This is a genomic window from Pseudomonas sp. 43(2021) (assembly GCF_017490805.1).
Lineage (GTDB): Bacteria > Pseudomonadota > Gammaproteobacteria > Pseudomonadales > Pseudomonadaceae > Aquipseudomonas.
The window spans coordinates 19,791-36,600 of the sequence record NZ_JAFGYJ010000013.1; the positions used below are offsets into that span (position 1 = coordinate 19,791).

General features: G+C 56.8%; 30 protein-coding genes. All 30 read left to right on the top strand.

Going from position 1 to position 16,810, the window contains the following annotated elements; genetic code table 11:
* Nucleotides 1–19 precede the first annotated feature (19 nt).
* The 30 genes from tuf to J5M71_RS13265 all read left to right on the top strand — a co-directional run bounded on the left by tuf (nt 20) and on the right by J5M71_RS13265 (nt 16,655).
* On the top strand, nt 20–1,213 hold the full coding sequence (gene tuf, locus J5M71_RS13120) for an elongation factor Tu (RefSeq protein WP_023382632.1): 1,194 nt from the start codon (nt 20–22) through the stop codon (nt 1,211–1,213).
* A 141-nt stretch (nt 1,214–1,354) separates the two neighbouring features.
* A complete protein-coding gene (gene rpsJ, locus J5M71_RS13125) occupies nt 1,355–1,666 on the top strand; it encodes a 30S ribosomal protein S10 (protein ID WP_003186070.1) in 312 nt (103 codons plus the stop codon).
* Between the two features lie 80 nt (nt 1,667–1,746).
* Nucleotides 1,747–2,382 (top strand): 50S ribosomal protein L3, encoded by a 636-nt coding sequence (gene rplC / locus J5M71_RS13130; protein WP_003257089.1) that lies wholly within the window; start codon nt 1,747–1,749, stop codon nt 2,380–2,382.
* A gap of 12 nt (nt 2,383–2,394) precedes the next feature.
* Nucleotides 2,395–2,997: a 50S ribosomal protein L4 gene (gene rplD / locus J5M71_RS13135; protein ID WP_008089819.1), complete on the top strand. Its 603-nt coding sequence runs from the start codon at nt 2,395–2,397 to the stop codon at nt 2,995–2,997.
* Nucleotides 2,994–3,293: a 50S ribosomal protein L23 gene (gene rplW / locus J5M71_RS13140; RefSeq protein WP_003255484.1), complete on the top strand. Its 300-nt coding sequence runs from the start codon at nt 2,994–2,996 to the stop codon at nt 3,291–3,293. The genes rplD and rplW overlap by 4 nt, the downstream gene beginning before the upstream one ends.
* A 14-nt stretch (nt 3,294–3,307) precedes the next feature.
* Nucleotides 3,308–4,132, top strand: a complete 825-nt coding sequence (gene rplB, locus J5M71_RS13145; RefSeq protein ID WP_015268750.1) for a 50S ribosomal protein L2 — start codon at nt 3,308–3,310, stop codon at nt 4,130–4,132.
* Nucleotides 4,133–4,148: 16 nt separating this feature from the next.
* Complete coding sequence (gene rpsS, locus J5M71_RS13150) at nt 4,149–4,424, top strand: 30S ribosomal protein S19 (protein ID WP_003255482.1); 276 nt, start codon at nt 4,149–4,151, stop codon at nt 4,422–4,424.
* Nucleotides 4,425–4,435: 11 nt separating this feature from the next.
* Nucleotides 4,436–4,768: a 50S ribosomal protein L22 gene (rplV, locus tag J5M71_RS13155; RefSeq protein WP_003103908.1), complete on the top strand. Its 333-nt coding sequence runs from the start codon at nt 4,436–4,438 to the stop codon at nt 4,766–4,768.
* 13 nt (nt 4,769–4,781) lie between these two features.
* Entirely contained in the window at nt 4,782–5,468 is a 687-nt protein-coding gene (rpsC, locus tag J5M71_RS13160) for a 30S ribosomal protein S3 (RefSeq protein ID WP_003255481.1), read from the top strand.
* Between the two features lie 12 nt (nt 5,469–5,480).
* Complete coding sequence (rplP, locus tag J5M71_RS13165) at nt 5,481–5,894, top strand: 50S ribosomal protein L16 (RefSeq protein ID WP_003255479.1); 414 nt, start codon at nt 5,481–5,483, stop codon at nt 5,892–5,894.
* Nucleotides 5,894–6,085: a 50S ribosomal protein L29 gene (gene rpmC, locus J5M71_RS13170; protein WP_002555481.1), complete on the top strand. Its 192-nt coding sequence runs from the start codon at nt 5,894–5,896 to the stop codon at nt 6,083–6,085. Before rplP ends, rpmC begins: the two co-directional genes overlap by 1 nt.
* A 2-nt stretch (nt 6,086–6,087) precedes the next feature.
* Nucleotides 6,088–6,354: a 30S ribosomal protein S17 gene (gene rpsQ, locus J5M71_RS13175; protein ID WP_003255478.1), complete on the top strand. Its 267-nt coding sequence runs from the start codon at nt 6,088–6,090 to the stop codon at nt 6,352–6,354.
* 23 nt (nt 6,355–6,377) lie between these two features.
* Nucleotides 6,378–6,746 carry a 50S ribosomal protein L14 gene (rplN, locus tag J5M71_RS13180; RefSeq protein WP_002555479.1) on the top strand — a complete coding sequence of 123 codons (369 nt, stop codon included), beginning with the start codon at nt 6,378–6,380 and terminating at the stop codon, nt 6,744–6,746.
* An 11-nt stretch (nt 6,747–6,757) separates the two neighbouring features.
* Nucleotides 6,758–7,072, top strand: coding sequence for a 50S ribosomal protein L24 (gene rplX / locus J5M71_RS13185; RefSeq protein ID WP_013970637.1), 315 nt, complete (start codon nt 6,758–6,760; stop codon nt 7,070–7,072).
* Nucleotides 7,073–7,092: 20 nt separating this feature from the next.
* Nucleotides 7,093–7,632: a 50S ribosomal protein L5 gene (rplE, locus tag J5M71_RS13190; protein WP_003257095.1), complete on the top strand. Its 540-nt coding sequence runs from the start codon at nt 7,093–7,095 to the stop codon at nt 7,630–7,632.
* 13 nt (nt 7,633–7,645) lie between these two features.
* On the top strand, nt 7,646–7,951 hold the full coding sequence (gene rpsN / locus J5M71_RS13195; protein ID WP_013970638.1) for a 30S ribosomal protein S14: 306 nt from the start codon (nt 7,646–7,648) through the stop codon (nt 7,949–7,951).
* A gap of 209 nt (nt 7,952–8,160) precedes the next feature.
* A complete protein-coding gene (gene rpsH, locus J5M71_RS13200) occupies nt 8,161–8,553 on the top strand; it encodes a 30S ribosomal protein S8 (RefSeq protein ID WP_009681971.1) in 393 nt (130 codons plus the stop codon).
* Nucleotides 8,554–8,565: 12 nt separating this feature from the next.
* Nucleotides 8,566–9,099, top strand: a complete 534-nt coding sequence (gene rplF / locus J5M71_RS13205; RefSeq protein ID WP_009681972.1) for a 50S ribosomal protein L6 — start codon at nt 8,566–8,568, stop codon at nt 9,097–9,099.
* A gap of 10 nt (nt 9,100–9,109) precedes the next feature.
* Nucleotides 9,110–9,460 carry a 50S ribosomal protein L18 gene (rplR, locus tag J5M71_RS13210; RefSeq protein WP_009397496.1) on the top strand — a complete coding sequence of 117 codons (351 nt, stop codon included), beginning with the start codon at nt 9,110–9,112 and terminating at the stop codon, nt 9,458–9,460.
* A 3-nt stretch (nt 9,461–9,463) separates the two neighbouring features.
* Nucleotides 9,464–9,964, top strand: a complete 501-nt coding sequence (rpsE, locus tag J5M71_RS13215) for a 30S ribosomal protein S5 (protein ID WP_003255465.1) — start codon at nt 9,464–9,466, stop codon at nt 9,962–9,964.
* Between the two features lie 2 nt (nt 9,965–9,966).
* On the top strand, nt 9,967–10,143 hold the full coding sequence (rpmD, locus tag J5M71_RS13220; protein WP_003255463.1) for a 50S ribosomal protein L30: 177 nt from the start codon (nt 9,967–9,969) through the stop codon (nt 10,141–10,143).
* A 3-nt stretch (nt 10,144–10,146) separates the two neighbouring features.
* On the top strand, nt 10,147–10,581 hold the full coding sequence (gene rplO, locus J5M71_RS13225; protein WP_003257107.1) for a 50S ribosomal protein L15: 435 nt from the start codon (nt 10,147–10,149) through the stop codon (nt 10,579–10,581).
* Nucleotides 10,582–11,913, top strand: coding sequence for a preprotein translocase subunit SecY (gene secY, locus J5M71_RS13230; RefSeq protein WP_003257108.1), 1,332 nt, complete (start codon nt 10,582–10,584; stop codon nt 11,911–11,913).
* 28 nt (nt 11,914–11,941) lie between these two features.
* A complete protein-coding gene (gene rpmJ / locus J5M71_RS13235; RefSeq protein WP_002555468.1) occupies nt 11,942–12,058 on the top strand; it encodes a 50S ribosomal protein L36 in 117 nt (38 codons plus the stop codon).
* Between the two features lie 131 nt (nt 12,059–12,189).
* Nucleotides 12,190–12,546 carry a 30S ribosomal protein S13 gene (rpsM, locus tag J5M71_RS13240; protein ID WP_003257112.1) on the top strand — a complete coding sequence of 119 codons (357 nt, stop codon included), beginning with the start codon at nt 12,190–12,192 and terminating at the stop codon, nt 12,544–12,546.
* Between the two features lie 18 nt (nt 12,547–12,564).
* Complete coding sequence (rpsK, locus tag J5M71_RS13245; RefSeq protein WP_003255454.1) at nt 12,565–12,954, top strand: 30S ribosomal protein S11; 390 nt, start codon at nt 12,565–12,567, stop codon at nt 12,952–12,954.
* Nucleotides 12,955–12,969: 15 nt separating this feature from the next.
* Nucleotides 12,970–13,590 (top strand): 30S ribosomal protein S4, encoded by a 621-nt coding sequence (gene rpsD / locus J5M71_RS13250; protein WP_003257114.1) that lies wholly within the window; start codon nt 12,970–12,972, stop codon nt 13,588–13,590.
* Between the two features lie 22 nt (nt 13,591–13,612).
* Nucleotides 13,613–14,614: a DNA-directed RNA polymerase subunit alpha gene (gene rpoA / locus J5M71_RS13255; RefSeq protein ID WP_003255452.1), complete on the top strand. Its 1,002-nt coding sequence runs from the start codon at nt 13,613–13,615 to the stop codon at nt 14,612–14,614.
* A gap of 42 nt (nt 14,615–14,656) precedes the next feature.
* Nucleotides 14,657–15,043: a 50S ribosomal protein L17 gene (gene rplQ / locus J5M71_RS13260; RefSeq protein ID WP_003255451.1), complete on the top strand. Its 387-nt coding sequence runs from the start codon at nt 14,657–14,659 to the stop codon at nt 15,041–15,043.
* 172 nt (nt 15,044–15,215) lie between these two features.
* Entirely contained in the window at nt 15,216–16,655 is a 1,440-nt protein-coding gene (locus J5M71_RS13265) for a catalase (protein ID WP_207832721.1), read from the top strand.
* Nucleotides 16,656–16,810: the final 155 nt, after the last annotated feature.

Genomic DNA, 16,810 nt, shown 5'->3' on the forward strand with positions numbered 1-16,810 from the left:
AGGCAAGAGGTTCACTGTCGTGGCTAAAGAAAAATTTGATCGTTCCCTTCCCCACGTTAACGTCGGCACCATCGGCCACGTTGACCACGGTAAGACCACTCTGACCGCAGCTCTGACTCGCGTCTGCTCCGAAGTTTTCGGTTCGGCAGTCGTTGAGTTCGACAAGATCGACTCGGCTCCGGAAGAAAAAGCGCGCGGTATCACCATCAACACCGCTCACGTCGAGTACAACTCGAACATTCGTCACTACGCTCACGTTGACTGCCCAGGTCACGCTGACTACGTGAAGAACATGATCACCGGTGCTGCCCAGATGGACGGCGCGATCCTGGTTTGCTCGGCCGCCGATGGTCCGATGCCACAAACCCGTGAGCACATCCTGCTGTCCCGTCAGGTAGGCGTTCCTTACATCGTGGTCTTCCTGAACAAGGCTGACCTGGTAGACGACGCTGAGCTGCTGGAACTGGTCGAGATGGAAGTTCGCGACCTGCTGTCCACCTACGACTTCCCAGGCGACGACACCCCGATCATCATCGGTTCGGCTCGTATGGCCCTGGAAGGCAAAGACGACAACGAAATGGGTACTACCGCTGTCAAGAAGCTGGTAGAAACTCTGGATGCCTACATCCCTGAGCCAGTTCGTGCCGTTGACCAGCCGTTCCTGATGCCGATCGAAGACGTATTCTCGATCTCGGGTCGTGGTACCGTTGTTACCGGTCGTATCGAGCGTGGTATCGTCCGCGTTCAGGATCCGCTGGAAATCGTTGGTCTGCGTGAAACTTCGACCACCACCTGCACCGGTGTCGAAATGTTCCGCAAGCTGCTGGATGAAGGCCGTGCTGGCGAGAACTGCGGCGTTCTGCTGCGTGGTACCAAGCGTGACGACGTTGAGCGTGGCCAGGTTCTGGTCAAGCCAGGTTCGGTCAAGCCGCACACCAAGTTCACCGCAGAAGTCTACGTTCTGTCGAAGGAAGAAGGCGGTCGTCACACTCCGTTCTTCAAAGGCTACCGTCCTCAGTTCTACTTCCGTACCACTGACGTGACCGGTAACTGCGAACTGCCGGAAGGCGTTGAAATGGTAATGCCAGGTGACAACATTCAGATGACTGTCACCCTGATCAAGACCATCGCAATGGAAGACGGTCTGCGCTTCGCTATCCGTGAAGGCGGTCGTACCGTCGGCGCCGGCGTCGTAGCCAAAATCATCGAGTAATCACTCGACCGATTGAAAAAACCCCCGCTCAGCGGGGGTTTTTTTTATTGGGTTGACACTAAATGGGGGCGTCTATAGAATCACGCCTCCTTTTAGCGGGCGTAGTGCGTCCGTTGGGAACAGCCTGGAGTCTGAAATCCAATGCAAAATCAGCAAATCCGTATCAGGTTGAAGGCTTTCGACCATCGCCTGATCGACCAATCCACCCAGGAAATCGTGGAAACCGCGAAACGTACTGGTGCACAAGTGCGTGGTCCAATTCCACTGCCTACCCGCAAAGAGCGTTTCACCGTTCTGGTTTCCCCGCACGTCAACAAAGACGCGCGTGACCAGTACGAGATCCGCACTCATAAGCGTGTTCTGGACATCGTCCAGCCAACGGATAAAACCGTTGATGCGCTGATGAAGCTTGATCTGGCGGCAGGTGTGGAAGTACAGATCAGCCTCGGCTAAGACTTCGGTCTAGTCGTGTAACGCTCTGAAATGGGCGGCCATAGCGGGTGAAAGCCCCGTACACTCATGAGGTTTACAACATGACTATTGGTGTAATCGGTCGCAAATGCGGTATGACCCGCATTTTCACCGAAGAAGGTGTCTCCATTCCGGTCACGGTCATCGAGATCGAGCCGAATCGCGTCACCCAGTTCAAAACTGAAGAAACCGATGGCTACCGTGCAGTGCAAGTCACTGTCGGCGAGCGTCGTGCTTCGCGTGTGACTGCCGCTCAGGCAGGTCACTTCGCCAAGGCCAACGTTGCCGCTGGTCGCGGTGTCTGGGAGTTCCGTCTTGAAGAAGGCGATTTCCAGGCTGGCGATCTGATCAAAGCTGAACTCTTCACTGCAGGCCAGCTGGTAGACGTTACTGGTCAGTCCAAAGGTAAAGGCTTCGCCGGTACCATCAAGCGCTGGAACTTCCGTGGCCAGGACAATACCCACGGTAACTCCGTGTCGCACCGTGTCCCAGGTTCCATCGGCCAGTGCCAGACTCCTGGTCGTGTGTTCAAGGGCAAGAAAATGTCCGGTCACATGGGCGCCGAGCGCGTGACTGTTCAGTCCCTGGAAGTAGTTCGCGTAGACGCTGAACGCAACCTGCTGCTGGTCAAGGGTGCCGTTCCAGGCGCTACTGGCGGCGACGTGGTTGTACGTCCAGCTGTCAAGGCTCGCGGTTAAGGGGAAACTGACATGCAACTCAATGTAAATGACGCTCAGGCGATCGAAGTTTCCGAACTGACTTTCGGTGGCGAATTCAACGAGACGCTGGTACACCAAGCAGTCGTGGCCTACATGGCCGGCGGCCGTCAGGGCACCAAGCAGCAGAAGACCCGTTCCGACGTGGCTGGTGGCGGTAAGCGCCCATGGCGTCAGAAGGGTACTGGCCGTGCTCGTGCTGGTACCACTCGTGGTCCGATCTGGCGTGGCGGTGGTGTAACCTTCGCAGCTCGCCCTCAAGATCACTCGCAGAAGCTCAACAAGAAGATGTACCGCGCAGCCCTGCGCTCCATCCTCGCTGAGCTGGTGCGTAGCGACCGTCTGGTCGTGGTTCAGGACTTCGCTGTTGAAGCGCCGAAAACCAAAGACCTGCTGAACAAGCTGAACGGCATGGGTCTGAACGACGTACTGATCGTTTCCGACGCTGTTGATCAGAACCTGTACCTGGCTGCTCGCAACCTGCCGCACGTCGATGTACGTGACGTACAAGGTTCCGACCCGGTCAGTCTGATCGCATACGAGAAAGTGTTGATCACTGTCTCGGCCGTGAAGAAATTCGAGGAGCTGCTGGGATGAACCAGGAACGCGTATTCAAAGTCCTCCTTGGCCCGCACGTTTCCGAGAAGGCTACCGTTCTGGCTGAGAAAAAAGGCCAGTTCGTATTCAAGGTTGCTACCGATGCAACCAAGCTGGAAATCAAGAAAGCTGTCGAAGGCCTGTTCAACGTAAAAGTTGAAAACGTGTCGACTGTTAACGTTCTGGGTAAAACCAAGCGTACCGCACGTGGTCTGGGCAAGCGTAATGACTGGAAGAAGGCGATCGTCTCCCTTCAGCCAGGCCAAGATCTCGATTTCAGCAGCAGTGCTGAGTAAGGAAGGGGTGCATCATGGCAATCGTTAAATGCAAACCGACTTCCCCTGGCCGCCGTTTCGTGGTCAAGGTGGTCAACCAGGAGCTGCACAAAGGCGCTCCTCACGCACCGCTGATCGAGAAAAAATCGAAGTCTGGTGGTCGTAACAACAATGGCCGCATTACCACTCGTCACGTTGGTGGTGGTCACAAGCAGCATTACCGTCTGGTCGACTTCCGTCGCAACGACAAAGATGGCATCCCAGCCACTGTCGAGCGTATCGAATACGACCCGAACCGTACTGCTCACATCGCCCTGCTGTGCTACGCAGACGGTGAGCGTCGCTACATCATCGCCCCTAAAGGCGTGAGCGCTGGCGACCAGCTGATCGCAGGTGCCCTGGCCCCAATCAAGGCCGGTAACTCCCTGCAGCTGCGCAACATTCCAGTAGGTAGCACCATTCACGGCATCGAACTGAAGCCGGGTAAAGGTGCTCAGATCGCTCGTTCCGCTGGTGCTTCGGCTCAGCTGATCGCTCGCGAAGGTGTCTACGTGACCCTGCGTCTGCGCTCTGGTGAAATGCGTAAAGTCCTGGCTGAGTGCCGTGCGACCCTGGGCGAAGTCTCGAACTCCGAGCACAGCCTGCGTTCGCTGGGTAAAGCTGGTGCCAAACGCTGGCGCGGCGTTCGCCCAACCGTTCGTGGTGTTGCCATGAACCCGGTTGACCACCCACATGGTGGTGGTGAAGGTCGTACCTCCGGTGGTCGTCATCCGGTATCGCCATGGGGCTTCCCAACCAAGGGTGCGAAGACCCGTGGTAATAAGCGTACCGACAACATGATCGTCCGTCGTCGCAAGTAACTAGAGGGATACGACAGTGCCACGTTCTCTGAAAAAAGGTCCTTTTATCGATCTTCACCTGTTGAAGAAGGTCGAAGTGGCGGTGGAGAAGAACGATCGCAAGCCAGTTAAAACCTGGTCGCGCCGTTCGATGATCCTGCCACAAATGGTCGGTCTGACCATCGCGGTACACAACGGTCGTCAACATGTCCCAGTTCTGGTGAACGAAGACATGGTCGGCCACAAACTGGGCGAGTTCGCCGGTACCCGCACCTACCGCGGGCACGTGGCTGACAAGAAAGCCAAGCGTTAAGGGGTAAGGAAATGGAAGTAGCCGCTAAGTTGTCGGGCGCTCGCATCTCCGCCCAGAAAGCCCGCTTGGTCGCCGACCAGATCCGCGGGAAGAAGGTGGGCGAAGCGCTCAACCTGTTGGCCTTCAGCAGCAAAAAAGCCGCTGAAATCATGAAGAAAGTCCTCGAGTCGGCCGTAGCCAACGCCGAACACAACGAAGGCGCAGACGTTGATGACCTGAAGGTCTCCACCGTCTTCGTCAACGAAGGGCGTTCGCTGAAGCGCATCATGCCACGTGCCAAAGGCCGTGCTGATCGCATCGTCAAGCGGTCTTGCCATATCACTGTCAAGGTTGCGGACAAGTAACGGAGTCGATCAGATGGGTCAGAAAGTACATCCCACTGGCATTCGCCTGGGAATCGTCAAGGAGCACACCTCCGTCTGGTACGCAGACGGTGCTACTTACGCAGATTACCTGTTGAAGGATCTGAAAACGCGTGAGTACCTCCAGGACAAACTAAAAAGCGCGTCCGTAAGCCGTATCGATATTCATCGTCCGGCTCAAACTGCACGCATCACCATCCACACCGCTCGTCCAGGTATCGTTATCGGGAAGAAAGGTGAAGATGTCGAGAAGCTGCGTCAGGACCTGACCAAGCAGATGGGTGTGCCTGTGCACATCAACATCGAAGAGATCCGCAAGCCGGAACTCGACGCTATGCTGGTTGCGCAGAGCGTAGCTCAGCAGCTGGAACGCCGCGTAATGTTCCGTCGCGCCATGAAGCGCGCCGTGCAGAACGCCATGCGTATTGGTGCCAAGGGCATCAAGATCCAGGTGAGCGGTCGTCTCGGCGGTGCTGAGATTGCTCGTACCGAGTGGTATCGCGAAGGTCGTGTGCCTCTGCACACCCTGCGTGCCGATATCGACTACAACACCTACGAAGCTCACACCACTTACGGTGTGATCGGTGTGAAGGTTTGGATCTTCAAAGGCGAAGTAATTGGTGGTCGCCAAGAAGAGCTGAAACCACAAGCACCAGCGCCTCGTAAAAAAGCTGCTAAGTAAGGGGTACGCCAAATGTTGCAACCAAAGCGTACAAAATTCCGCAAGCAGATGACCGGCCACAACCGTGGTCTGGCACTGCGCGGTAGCAAAGTCAGCTTCGGCGAATTCGCCCTGAAAGCTGTTGCTCGCGGTCGCCTCACCGCTCGCCAGATCGAGTCCGCACGTCGTGCGCTGACCCGTCACGTAAAACGTGGCGGCAAGATCTGGATCCGTGTGTTCCCGGACAAGCCGATCTCCAAGAAGCCTCTCGAGGTTCGTATGGGTAAAGGTAAGGGTTCCGTGGAATACTGGGTTGCCCAGATTCAGCCAGGCAAAGTCCTGTATGAAATCGAGGGTGTTTCTGAAGAGCTGGCGCGCGAAGCTTTCGCCCTGGCTGCTGCAAAGCTGCCTCTCGCCACCTCCTTTGTTAAGCGGACGGTGATGTGATGAAAGCGAATGAACTTCGTGAAAAATCGGCACAGCAACTGAATGAGCAACTGCTCGGCTTGCTGCGCGACCAGTTCAATCTGCGTATGCAGAAAGCAACTGGCCAGTTGGGGCAGTCGCACCTGCTCTCGCAAGTTAAGCGTGACATCGCTCGCGTGAAAACTGTGCTCAACCAGCAGGCAGGTAAGTGATCATGGCTGAAGCTGAAAAAACCGTCCGTACGCTGACTGGCCGTGTCGTCAGCGACAAAATGGACAAGACCATCACCGTTCTGATCGAGCGTCGCGTCAAGCACCCGATCTACGGTAAATACGTTAAGCGTTCGACTAAGCTGCACGCGCACGACGAAGCCAACCAGTGCAAGATCGGCGACAAGGTTTCCATCCGTGAAACCCGTCCGCTGGCCAAGACCAAGTCCTGGGCACTGGTTGAAGTCCTCGAACGCGCTGTTGAAGTCTAAGGGCGAAGGGTCGGAGAAATTTTATGATTCAGACTCAATCCATGCTCGATGTGGCCGATAACAGCGGCGCTCGTCGCGTCATGTGCATCAAGGTTCTCGGCGGTTCGCACCGCCGTTACGCCGGCATCGGTGACATCATCAAGGTAACCGTCAAGGAAGCAATTCCGCGCGGTAAGGTCAAGAAAGGCCAAGTGATGACTGCTGTTGTCGTGCGTACCCGTCACGGTGTTCGTCGCGCTGACGGTTCCATCATTCGTTTCGACGGCAACGCTGCTGTTCTGCTGAACAACAAGCAAGAGCCGATCGGCACTCGCATCTTCGGGCCAGTGACCCGTGAACTTCGTACCGAGAAGTTCATGAAGATCGTCTCGCTCGCCCCTGAAGTGCTGTAAGGAGATCCGACATGCAAAAGATTCGTCGTGACGACGAGATCATCGTGATCGCCGGCAAAGACAAAGGTAAGCGCGGTAAGGTGCTGAAGGTTCTGGCTGATAACCGTCTGGTTGTTGGTGGCGTGAACCTGGTCAAGCGTCATACCAAGCCTAACCCGATGGCGGGCGTACAGGGCGGTATCGTCGAAAAAGAAGCGCCTCTGCACGCTTCCAACGTTGCCATCTTCAACGGCGAAACCAACAAGGCTGACCGCGTTGGTTTCAAAGTAGAAGACGGTAAAAAAATTCGTGTCTTCAAGTCGACCCAAAAAGCGGTTGATGCTTGAACACTGCTAGGTAGAAGACCATGGCACGACTGAAAGAGATTTACCGGAACGAAATCGCTCCTAAGCTTAAGGAAGAACTTAAGCTGTCGAACGTGATGGAAGTTCCGCGCGTTACCAAGATCACCCTGAACATGGGTCTGGGCGAAGCGATCGGCGACAAGAAAGTCATCGAGCACGCTGTTGCCGACCTGGAAAAGATCACCGGTCAAAAGCCGGTCGTGACTTTCGCTCGTAAATCCATCGCGGGCTTCAAAGTCCGTGAAGGCTGGCCGATCGGCGTCAAGGTGACCCTGCGTCGCGACAAGATGTACGAATTCCTGGACCGCCTGCTGGCGATCTCCCTGCCTCGGGTTCGCGACTTCCGCGGCCTGAATGCCAAGTCCTTCGATGGCCGTGGCAACTACAGCATGGGTGTGAAAGAGCAGATCATCTTCCCGGAAATCGACTACGACAAGATCGATGCTCTGCGCGGTTTGGACATCACCCTGACCACCACTGCTCGTTCGGACGACGAAGGCCGCGCTCTGCTGCGTGCTTTCAAGTTCCCGTTCCGCAACTGATTGGAGTAGGAAAATGGCCAAGAAGAGCATGAAAAACCGCGAGCTGAAGCGTCAGCTCACGGTAGCCAAGTACGCCAAAAAGCGTGCCGAGCTGAAAGCGACCATCGTCAACCTGAACGCCTCTCCTGAAGAGCGTTTCGCTGCCGTTGTCGCCCTGCAGAAGCAGCCACGTGATGCCAGCGCCTCGCGTCTGCGCAACCGTTGCCGCCTGACCGGTCGTCCTCACGGTGTATACCGTAAGTTCGGCCTGGGCCGTAACATGCTGCGTCAAGCTGCAATGCGCGGTGACGTACCAGGTCTGGTCAAGGCCTCCTGGTAATCGCTGCAGGCAGGATCCCGGCGGAAGGGGAGCAATCTTCCGACCGCCGGTGACTTCGCCAACAAACAAGCCCCTATATGGGGCTTGTTTCGTTTCTGCCTTGTGTCTAGAATGACCGGCTCACCTGAGCCTGGGTTTTTTGCCCTGTCCGCTCGGGTGGTTGTGATAGCCGCAAGGCTAATAATTCTTGTATCAGGAGCATCTAGCCCATGAGTATGCAGGACCCGTTAGCGGACATGCTAACTCGCATCCGTAATGCCCAGATGGCTGAAAAGTCCGTCGTAAGCATGCCTTCCTCCACCCTGAAGGTCGCGGTTGCCAAAGTTCTGAAAGACGAAGGTTACATCGCCGGCTACCAGGTAACTGGTGAGGCCAAGCCTTCCCTGTCGATCGAACTGAAGTACTTCGAAGGCCGTCCGGTCATCGAGGAACTGAAGCGCTCCAGCCGTCCAGGCCTGCGCCAGTACAAGTCCGTCGCAGAACTGCCGAAAGTACGTGGCGGTCTGGGCGTGTCTATCGTCTCCACCAACAAAGGTGTGATGACTGATCGCGCTGCGCGCGCTGCCGGTGTCGGCGGCGAAGTTCTGTGCACAGTGTTCTAAGGGGAGATAGGCATGTCTCGCGTCGCTAAGAACCCCGTTAAGCTGCCAGCAGGTGTCGAAGTCAAATTCGCCGGCCAGCAGCTTTCGGTGAAGGGTGCCAAAGGCACTCTCGAACTGAACGTTCACTCGTCTGTTGAAGTTACCGAAGAGTCTGGCGAGCTGCGTTTCGTCGCTCGTAACGGTGACCAGCAAGCTCGCGCCATGGCCGGTACCACCCGCGCTCTGGTGAACAACATGGTCCAGGGCGTAAGCCAAGGCTTCGAGCGCAAGCTCCAGCTGGTCGGTGTTGGTTACAAGGCACAGGCCAAGGGCACCGTCCTGAACCTGGCCCTGGGCTTCTCGCACCCAGTGGACTACGAACTGCCAGCCGGTATCACCGCTGAAACCCCAAGCCAGACCGACATCCTGATCAAGGGTATCGACAAGCAGCTGGTGGGTCAGGTGGCCGCTGAAATCCGCGACTTCCGTCCGCCAGAGCCTTACAAAGGCAAGGGTGTGCGTTACGCGGACGAAGTAGTCCGTCGTAAAGAAGCCAAGAAGAAGTAGGGCCTAGCAAATGACCGACAAAAAAGTTACTCGACTGCGTCGCGCTCGCAAAGCACGTCTCAAGATGCACGAACTCGAAGTCGTGCGCCTGTGCGTGTTCCGCTCCTCGCAGCACATCTACGCCCAGGTCATTTCGGCCGACGGCAGCAAGGTTCTGGCAAGCGCCTCGACCTTGGACAAAGAACTGCGTGATGGCGCCACTGGCAACATCGACGCGGCCACTAAGGTTGGCAAGCTGGTAGCTGAGCGTGCGAAAGCCGCCGGTGTATCTCAAGTTGCCTTTGACCGTTCCGGCTTCAAGTACCATGGCCGCGTCAAAGCGCTGGCTGATGCTGCTCGTGAAGGCGGGCTGGAGTTCTAAGTTATGGCAAATAACGATCAAAAGCGCGACGAAGGCTACATCGAGAAGCTGGTTCAAGTTAACCGCGTTGCCAAAACCGTAAAAGGCGGCCGTATCTTCACCTTCACCGCGCTGACCGTGGTAGGTGATGGTAAAGGTCGTGTTGGCTTCGGCCGTGGCAAGTCGCGCGAAGTACCTGCCGCGATCCAGAAGGCCATGGAAGCTGCTCGCCGCAACATGATCCAGGTTGACCTGAAGGGCACCACCCTGCAGTACGCCACCAAGGCTGCCCACGGCGCCTCGAAGGTTTACATGCAGCCTGCCTCGGAAGGTACCGGTATCATCGCCGGTGGCGCAATGCGTGCTGTCCTGGAAGTTGCTGGTGTTCAGAACGTTCTGGCCAAGTGCTACGGTTCGACCAACCCAGTGAACGTGGTTTACGCCACCTTCAAGGGTCTGAAAGCCATGCAATCTCCTGAATCCATTGCTGCCAAGCGCGGCAAGAGCGTCGAGGAGATCTTCTGATCATGGCAACCGTAAAAGTAACGCTGATCAAGAGCGTCTCGGGCCGTCTGCCTAACCACAAGCTGTGCGTTAAAGGCCTGGGTCTGCGTCGCATCGGTCACACTGTAGAAGTCCAGGATACTCCCGAAAACCGCGGGATGATCAACAAGGCTTACTACATGCTGAAGGTCGAGGGTTAATCGATGAAACTCAATGATCTGAGTCCAGCGCCGGGTTCCCGTCGCGAGAAGCATCGTCCAGGTCGTGGTATCGGTAGCGGTCTGGGTAAGACCGGCGGCCGTGGCCACAAAGGTCAGACTTCCCGTTCGGGTGGTTCGATCGCTCCTGGCTTCGAAGGCGGTCAACAGCCGCTGCACCGTCGTCTGCCGAAGTTCGGCTTCGTTTCCCTGAAAGCCATGGACCGCGCCGAAGTGCGTCTGTCCGAGCTGGCCAAGGTGGAAGGCGACGTGATCTCCGTGCAATCCCTGAAGGATGCCAACGTGATCGGCCAGAACGTACAGCGCGTGAAAATCATGCTGTCTGGCGAAGTCACTCGCGCAGTCACCATCAAGGGTATCGCAGCCACCAAGGGTGCGCGTGCGGCTATCGAAGCAGCTGGCGGCAAGTTCGAGGAATAAATGGCTAAGCAAGGTGCTCTCTCTTCGCTCGGTAAGGGCGGGATGTCGGAACTCTGGGCTCGTCTGCGCTTTCTGTTCATGGCGATCATCGTCTATCGGATAGGTGCGCATATCCCGGTTCCTGGCATCAATCCGGACCGTCTGGCGGATCTGTTTCGGCAGAATGAGGGGACCATTCTTAGCTTGTTCAACATGTTTTCCGGTGGCGCGCTCGAGCGCATGAGCATCTTTGCACTGGGGATCATGCCGTACATCTCGGCATCGATCATCATGCAGCTGATGACGGCGGTCAGCCCGCAACTGGAGCAGTTGAAGAAGGAAGGTGAAGCTGGCCGTCGCAAGATCAGCCAGTACACCCGCTACGGCACCGTTATCCTGGCACTGGTTCAAGCCATTGGCATGTCCATTGGCCTGGCCAACCAGGGCGTGGCGTTTTCTGTAGGTCTGGGCTTCCATGTCGTCGCCGTCTCCACCTTCGTGGCAGGCGCGATGTTCATGATGTGGCTGGGCGAGCAGATCACCGAGCGCGGTGTGGGCAACGGTATCTCGATGTTGATCTTCGCAGGTATCGTTGCCGGTCTTCCGAGAGCAATCGGGCAGTCTTTCGAGTCTGCGCGCACAGGCGATATCAATATTTTCGCCCTGGTCGCTATCGGTTTGCTGGCAGTAGCGATTATCGGCTTCGTGGTGTTCATTGAGCGTGGTCAGCGTCGTATCGCCGTTCACTACGCCAAGCGTCAGCAGGGCCGCAAGGTCTTCGCTGCGCAGACCAGCCACTTGCCGCTGAAAGTGAACATGGCGGGGGTCATCCCGGCCATTTTCGCGAGCAGCATTCTGCTGTTCCCGGCTTCGCTGGGTGCCTGGTTCGGTCAGTCCGAAGGTATGGGCTGGCTGCAGGACATCTCGCAGTCGATCGCTCCTGGTCAGCCGTTGAACATTTTGCTGTTTAGTGCAGGGATCATTTTCTTCTGCTTCTTCTACACAGCGCTGATGTTCAATCCGAAAGACGTAGCGGAAAACCTGAAGAAGTCCGGTGCCTTTATTCCGGGTATCCGTCCTGGTGAGCAGTCGGCACGCTACATTGATGGCGTTCTGACCCGTCTGACCATGTTCGGTGCTCTTTACATGATGGCCGTCTGCCTTCTGCCCCAGTTCCTGGTGGTGGCAGCAAATGTGCCGTTCTACCTTGGCGGGACCTCGTTGCTGATTGTGGTAGTGGTTGTGATGGACTTCATGTCCCAAGTACAATCGCACCTCGTTTCGCACCAGTACGAATCCCTGATGAAGAAAGCCAACCTGAAAGGCTACGGTGGCAGCGGTCTGCTGCGCTGATACGCCCCTAAGGTTCGAGGAGTCGGTAATGAAAGTTCGTGCATCGGTGAAAAAGCTGTGCCGTAACTGCAAGATCATCCGTCGCGAAGGCGTCGTACGAGTGATCTGCAGCGCGGAACCGCGTCACAAACAGCGCCAAGGCTGAGTGTGATCTGCGCTTCAAACCCAGCAGCTAGTGTGCTGCTGGGTTGATTATTCGTTTCTACAGCGATATTATCTCGCGCCCTATTTCTTGGCTTCCGGGGCGTAGGTAGCTGTCAATTGGAGTCCCACTGAATGGCCCGTATTGCAGGCGTCAACATTCCAGATAACAAGCATGCTGTTATCTCGCTGACCTACATCTATGGTGTCGGTCGCACTACTGCACAGAAGATCTGTGCAGACGCTGGTGTAAACCCAGCCGCTAAGATCAAGGATCTGAGCGACGAGCAAATCGAAACCCTGCGTGGCGAAGTCGCGAAGTTCACCACCGAAGGTGACCTGCGTCGTGACATCAACATGAAGATCAAGCGCTTGATGGACCTGGGTTGCTACCGCGGCCTGCGTCATCGTAAAGGTCTGCCGGTTCGCGGTCAGCGCACCAAGACCAACGCACGCACCCGTAAGGGCCCGCGTAAGCCGATCCGCAAGTAATCGCCCAGGAATATAGACATGGCAAAACCTGCTGCTCGTCCTCGTAAGAAAGTCAAAAAGACAGTGGTTGATGGCATCGCCCACATCCATGCCTCTTTCAACAACACCATCGTGACCATCACCGACCGTCAGGGCAACGCTTTGTCCTGGGCGACCTCCGGTGGTTCGGGTTTCCGTGGTTCGCGCAAATCCACCCCGTTCGCAGCCCAGATTGCTGCTGAGCGTGCTGGTCAAGCTGCGCTGGAATACGGTCTGAAGAACCTCGACGTAAACGTCAAGGGTCCAGGTCCAGGTCGTGAGTCCGCCGTTCGTGCACTGAACAGCTGCGGCTACAAGATCGCCAGCATCACCGACGTGACGCCAATCCCGCACAACGGGTGCCGTCCGCCGAAGAAGCGTCGCGTGTAATCAGGAGACAGATAAATGGCACGTTACATTGGTCCAAAATGCAAACTGTCTCGTCGTGAAGGCACTGACCTGTTCCTGAAGAGCGGCGTTCGCGCTCTGGAATCGAAGTGCAACATCGAAGCAGCCCCAGGTATCCACGGCCAGCGCCGTGGCCGTCAGTCCGACTACGGCACCCAGCTGCGCGAGAAGCAAAAAGTTCGTCGTATCTACGGTGTTCTGGAGCGTCAGTTCCGCGGTTACTACCAGGCTGCAGCCTCGAAAAAAGGCGCAACCGGTGAAAACCTGCTGCAACTGCTCGAGTGCCGTCTGGATAACGTCGTCTACCGTATGGGCTTCGGCTCGACTCGTTCCGAGTCCCGTCAGCTGGTTTCGCACAAAGCGATCAGCGTCAACGGTAAGACTGTAAACATTCCATCCTACCAAGTTCGTCCGGGTGACGTGGTCGCGGTTCGCGAGAAGTCGCTGAACCAGCTGCGCATTGTTCAAGCCCTTGAACTGTGCGCCCAGCGTGGCCGCGTTGAGTGGGTTGATGTGGATGCTGCTAAAAAGTCGGGCGTTTTCAAGAACGTTCCTGCTCGCAGCGACCTGTCTGCCGACATCAACGAGAACCTGATTGTCGAGCTCTACTCCAAGTAAGGGCTAGAAAATAGGTGCATCCATGCAGATTTCGGTAAATGAGTTCCTGACTCCCCGCCACATTGATGTGCAGGTAGTCAGTCCGACCCGCGCCAAGATCACGCTCGAGCCTCTCGAGCGTGGCTTCGGCCATACCCTGGGCAACGCGCTGCGCCGCATCCTGTTGTCCTCCATGCCTGGCTGTGCAGTAGTCGAGGCCGAGATCGACGGCGTACTCCACGAGTACTCCGCGATCGAAGGTGTTCAGGAAGACGTAATTGAAATCCTGTTGAACCTGAAAGGCCTGGCTATCAAACTGCACGGTCGTGACGAAGTTACGCTGACCTTGTCGAAAAAGGGTTCGGGGGTGGTTACCGCTGCCGATATTCAGCTGGATCACGATGTCGAGATCGTCAACCCCGATCACGTAATCGCGAACCTGGCGTCGAACGGCGCCCTGAACATGAAGCTCACTGTAGCTCGTGGTCGTGGTTACGAGCCGGCCGACTCCCGTCAAACCGACGAAGACGAAAGCCGTAGCATTGGCCGTCTGCAGCTGGACGCTTCGTTCAGCCCGGTGCGTCGTATCGCCTATGTGGTCGAGAACGCCCGTGTTGAACAGCGTACCAACCTGGACAAGCTGGTCATTGATCTGGAAACCAACGGCACCCTGGATCCTGAAGAGGCTATCCGCCGCGCTGCGACCATCCTGCAACAGCAGCTGGCCGCGTTCGTCGACCTCAAAGGTGACAGCGAGCCTGTCGTAGTCGAGCAGGAAGACGAGATCGATCCGATCCTGCTGCGTCCGGTTGACGACCTGGAACTGACTGTACGTTCGGCCAACTGCCTCAAGGCGGAGAACATCTACTACATCGGCGACCTGATTCAGCGTACCGAAGTAGAGCTGTTGAAGACTCCTAACCTGGGCAAGAAGTCCCTGACTGAAATCAAGGACGTCCTGGCCTCTCGTGGTCTGTCTCTCGGCATGCGCCTCGACAACTGGCCGCCTGCAAGTCTTAAGAAAGACGACAAGGCGACCGCCTGATCGTCGTAATCACCGAACGTAGTGTTTGGTAAGGAATGAATCATGCGTCATCGTAAAAGTGGACGTCACCTGAGCCGTACCAGCTCTCACCGCAAGGCTATGTTCCAGAACATGGCAGTGTCGCTGATCGAGCACGAGCTGATCAAAACCACCCTGCCGAAAGCCAAGGAACTGCGCCGCGTTGCCGAGCCGCTGATCACCCTGGCCAAGGAAGACAGCGTAGCTAACCGCCGTCTGGCCTTCGACCGTACCCGTTCGAAGTCCGCTGTTGGCAAGCTGTTCAACGACCTGGGCAAGCGTTACGCCACCCGTCAGGGCGGCTACCTGCGCATCCTGAAGTGCGGTTTCCGCGCTGGCGACAACGCCCCTATGGCGTACGTCGAGCTGGTTGATCGTCCGGTCGGCGGTGCTGTAGAAGCTGCTGAGTAAGACGTTCTGTCTGCTACAAAGAACCGGGCCTAGTGCCCGGTTTTTTGTTGCTACATACATTGTTTATTTCTATTGATACAAGTCATGTAATGAATTTGTTCTTGTAACCTTGCTCGTCAATACTCTCTCCAAAGCCGATTAGCCGGCGCTTGTAGACCGATAAGGAGAGCCCATGAGCAAGATTCTCACCACCGCCAGCGGTGCACCTGTAGCCGACAACCAGAATTCCCGTTCCGCCGGCCCGCGCGGCCCGCTGCTGCTCGACGACTTCCACCTGATCGAGAAGCTTGCCCATTTCAACCGCGAGAACATTCCTGAGCGCCGCGTGCACGCCAAGGGCTCGGGCGCCTACGGTACCTTTACCGTCACCCGCGATATCACCGGTTACACCAGTGCCAAGCTGTTTGAACAGGTTGGCAAGCAGACCGAAACTTTCCTGCGCTTCTCTACCGTTGGTGGCGAGCGTGGCTCCGCCGATACCGAGCGCGACCCGCGTGGTTTCGCCGTTAAGTTCTACACCGAGGAAGGCAACTGGGACATCGTCGGCAATAACACGCCGGTATTCTTCATTCGCGACCCGCTGAAGTTCCCGGACTTTATCCACACCCAGAAGCGTCACCCGCAATCCAACCTGAAGAACGCCCAGATGATGTGGGACTTCTGGTCGCACTCCCCCGAGGCGTTGCACCAGGTCACCATTCTGTTCTCCGATCGCGGCATTCCGGACGGCTACCGCCACATGCACGGTTTCGGCAGTCACACTTACAGCCTGATCAATGCCGAGGGTGAGCGCACTTGGGTCAAATGGCACTTCAAGACCCAGCAAGGTATCAGGAACCTCGCCCCGGCAGATGCCGCGCGCCTGGCAGGTACTGACCCGGACTACGCGCAGCGCGACCTGTTCGAAGCCATTGAGCGAGGCGACTACCCGCGCTGGACCGTATGCATCCAGGTGATGAGCGAAGCCGAGGCTGCCAGCCGCGACGAGAACCCCTTTGACGTGACCAAGACCTGGTCGCAGAAGGACTACCCGTTGATCGAGGTGGGCGTGCTGGAGCTCAACCGTAACCCGCTCAACTACTTTGCCGAGGTCGAGCAGGCTGCCTTTGGTCCGAGCAACATGGTGCCGGGTGTCGGCCTGTCGCCAGACCGCATGCTGCAAGGGCGTGTATTCGCCTACGCTGACGCGCACCGCTACCGGGTGGGCACCAACCACCAGCAACTGCCGGTGAACGCACCACGCTGCCCGGTTAACAGCTATCAGCGTGATGGTTCCATGGCTGCTGGCAGTTACGGCAGTGCACCGAACTATGAGCCCAACAGCTACAGCGATGCACCGAAGCAGTCGCCGCGCCATGCCGAGCCTGCACTGGCCCTGAATGGTTCGGCTGACCGCTACGATCACCGTGAAGACACCGACTACTACAGCCACGCCGGCGCGCTATTCCGCCTGATGAGCGATGAGCAGAAAGCCCTGCTGATCAACAACATTGCCGGCACCATGGCAGGCGTCAGCCAAGACGTGGTCCAGCGCCAGCTGCAATACTTCTTCAAGGCCGATCCGGCCTACGGCGAAGGGGTCGCCAAGGCCCTGGGCGTCAATCTCGCTTAAGTCGAAGTGATAAGAAGAACCGCCCTCATTTGGGCGGTTTTTCAATGAATATCACTACTGTTTGACCGATTTTTTGCTTCTGATTGCGCGTTTTTCAGTGACCGCTGGCAAAAGCTGGTTCACACTATGTGGCATAGACGTTTTCACATGGAGAA

Bases quoted from the DNA above. Each gene is read 5' to 3' on its own strand.
- rpsJ (WP_003186070.1), top strand. From the start codon at position 1,355: ATGCAAAATCAGCAAATCCGTATCAGGTTGAAGGCTTTCGACCATCGC.
- rplC (WP_003257089.1), top strand. From the start codon at position 1,747: ATGACTATTGGTGTAATCGGTCGCAAATGCGGTATGACCCGCATTTTC.
- rplD (WP_008089819.1), top strand. From the start codon at position 2,395: ATGCAACTCAATGTAAATGACGCTCAGGCGATCGAAGTTTCCGAACTG.
- rplW (WP_003255484.1), top strand. From the start codon at position 2,994: ATGAACCAGGAACGCGTATTCAAAGTCCTCCTTGGCCCGCACGTTTCC.
- rplB (WP_015268750.1), top strand. From the start codon at position 3,308: ATGGCAATCGTTAAATGCAAACCGACTTCCCCTGGCCGCCGTTTCGTG.
- rplV (WP_003103908.1), top strand. From the start codon at position 4,436: ATGGAAGTAGCCGCTAAGTTGTCGGGCGCTCGCATCTCCGCCCAGAAA.
- rpsC (WP_003255481.1), top strand. From the start codon at position 4,782: ATGGGTCAGAAAGTACATCCCACTGGCATTCGCCTGGGAATCGTCAAG.
- rplP (WP_003255479.1), top strand. From the start codon at position 5,481: ATGTTGCAACCAAAGCGTACAAAATTCCGCAAGCAGATGACCGGCCAC.
- rpmC (WP_002555481.1), top strand. From the start codon at position 5,894: ATGAAAGCGAATGAACTTCGTGAAAAATCGGCACAGCAACTGAATGAG.
- rpsQ (WP_003255478.1), top strand. From the start codon at position 6,088: ATGGCTGAAGCTGAAAAAACCGTCCGTACGCTGACTGGCCGTGTCGTC.
- rplN (WP_002555479.1), top strand. From the start codon at position 6,378: ATGATTCAGACTCAATCCATGCTCGATGTGGCCGATAACAGCGGCGCT.
- rplX (WP_013970637.1), top strand. From the start codon at position 6,758: ATGCAAAAGATTCGTCGTGACGACGAGATCATCGTGATCGCCGGCAAA.
- rplE (WP_003257095.1), top strand. From the start codon at position 7,093: ATGGCACGACTGAAAGAGATTTACCGGAACGAAATCGCTCCTAAGCTT.
- rpsN (WP_013970638.1), top strand. From the start codon at position 7,646: ATGGCCAAGAAGAGCATGAAAAACCGCGAGCTGAAGCGTCAGCTCACG.
- rpsH (WP_009681971.1), top strand. From the start codon at position 8,161: ATGAGTATGCAGGACCCGTTAGCGGACATGCTAACTCGCATCCGTAAT.
- rplF (WP_009681972.1), top strand. From the start codon at position 8,566: ATGTCTCGCGTCGCTAAGAACCCCGTTAAGCTGCCAGCAGGTGTCGAA.
- rplR (WP_009397496.1), top strand. From the start codon at position 9,110: ATGACCGACAAAAAAGTTACTCGACTGCGTCGCGCTCGCAAAGCACGT.
- rpsE (WP_003255465.1), top strand. From the start codon at position 9,464: ATGGCAAATAACGATCAAAAGCGCGACGAAGGCTACATCGAGAAGCTG.
- rpmD (WP_003255463.1), top strand. From the start codon at position 9,967: ATGGCAACCGTAAAAGTAACGCTGATCAAGAGCGTCTCGGGCCGTCTG.
- rplO (WP_003257107.1), top strand. From the start codon at position 10,147: ATGAAACTCAATGATCTGAGTCCAGCGCCGGGTTCCCGTCGCGAGAAG.
- secY (WP_003257108.1), top strand. From the start codon at position 10,582: ATGGCTAAGCAAGGTGCTCTCTCTTCGCTCGGTAAGGGCGGGATGTCG.
- rpmJ (WP_002555468.1), top strand. From the start codon at position 11,942: ATGAAAGTTCGTGCATCGGTGAAAAAGCTGTGCCGTAACTGCAAGATC.
- rpsM (WP_003257112.1), top strand. From the start codon at position 12,190: ATGGCCCGTATTGCAGGCGTCAACATTCCAGATAACAAGCATGCTGTT.
- rpsK (WP_003255454.1), top strand. From the start codon at position 12,565: ATGGCAAAACCTGCTGCTCGTCCTCGTAAGAAAGTCAAAAAGACAGTG.
- rpsD (WP_003257114.1), top strand. From the start codon at position 12,970: ATGGCACGTTACATTGGTCCAAAATGCAAACTGTCTCGTCGTGAAGGC.
- rpoA (WP_003255452.1), top strand. From the start codon at position 13,613: ATGCAGATTTCGGTAAATGAGTTCCTGACTCCCCGCCACATTGATGTG.
- rplQ (WP_003255451.1), top strand. From the start codon at position 14,657: ATGCGTCATCGTAAAAGTGGACGTCACCTGAGCCGTACCAGCTCTCAC.
- J5M71_RS13265 (WP_207832721.1), top strand. From the start codon at position 15,216: ATGAGCAAGATTCTCACCACCGCCAGCGGTGCACCTGTAGCCGACAAC.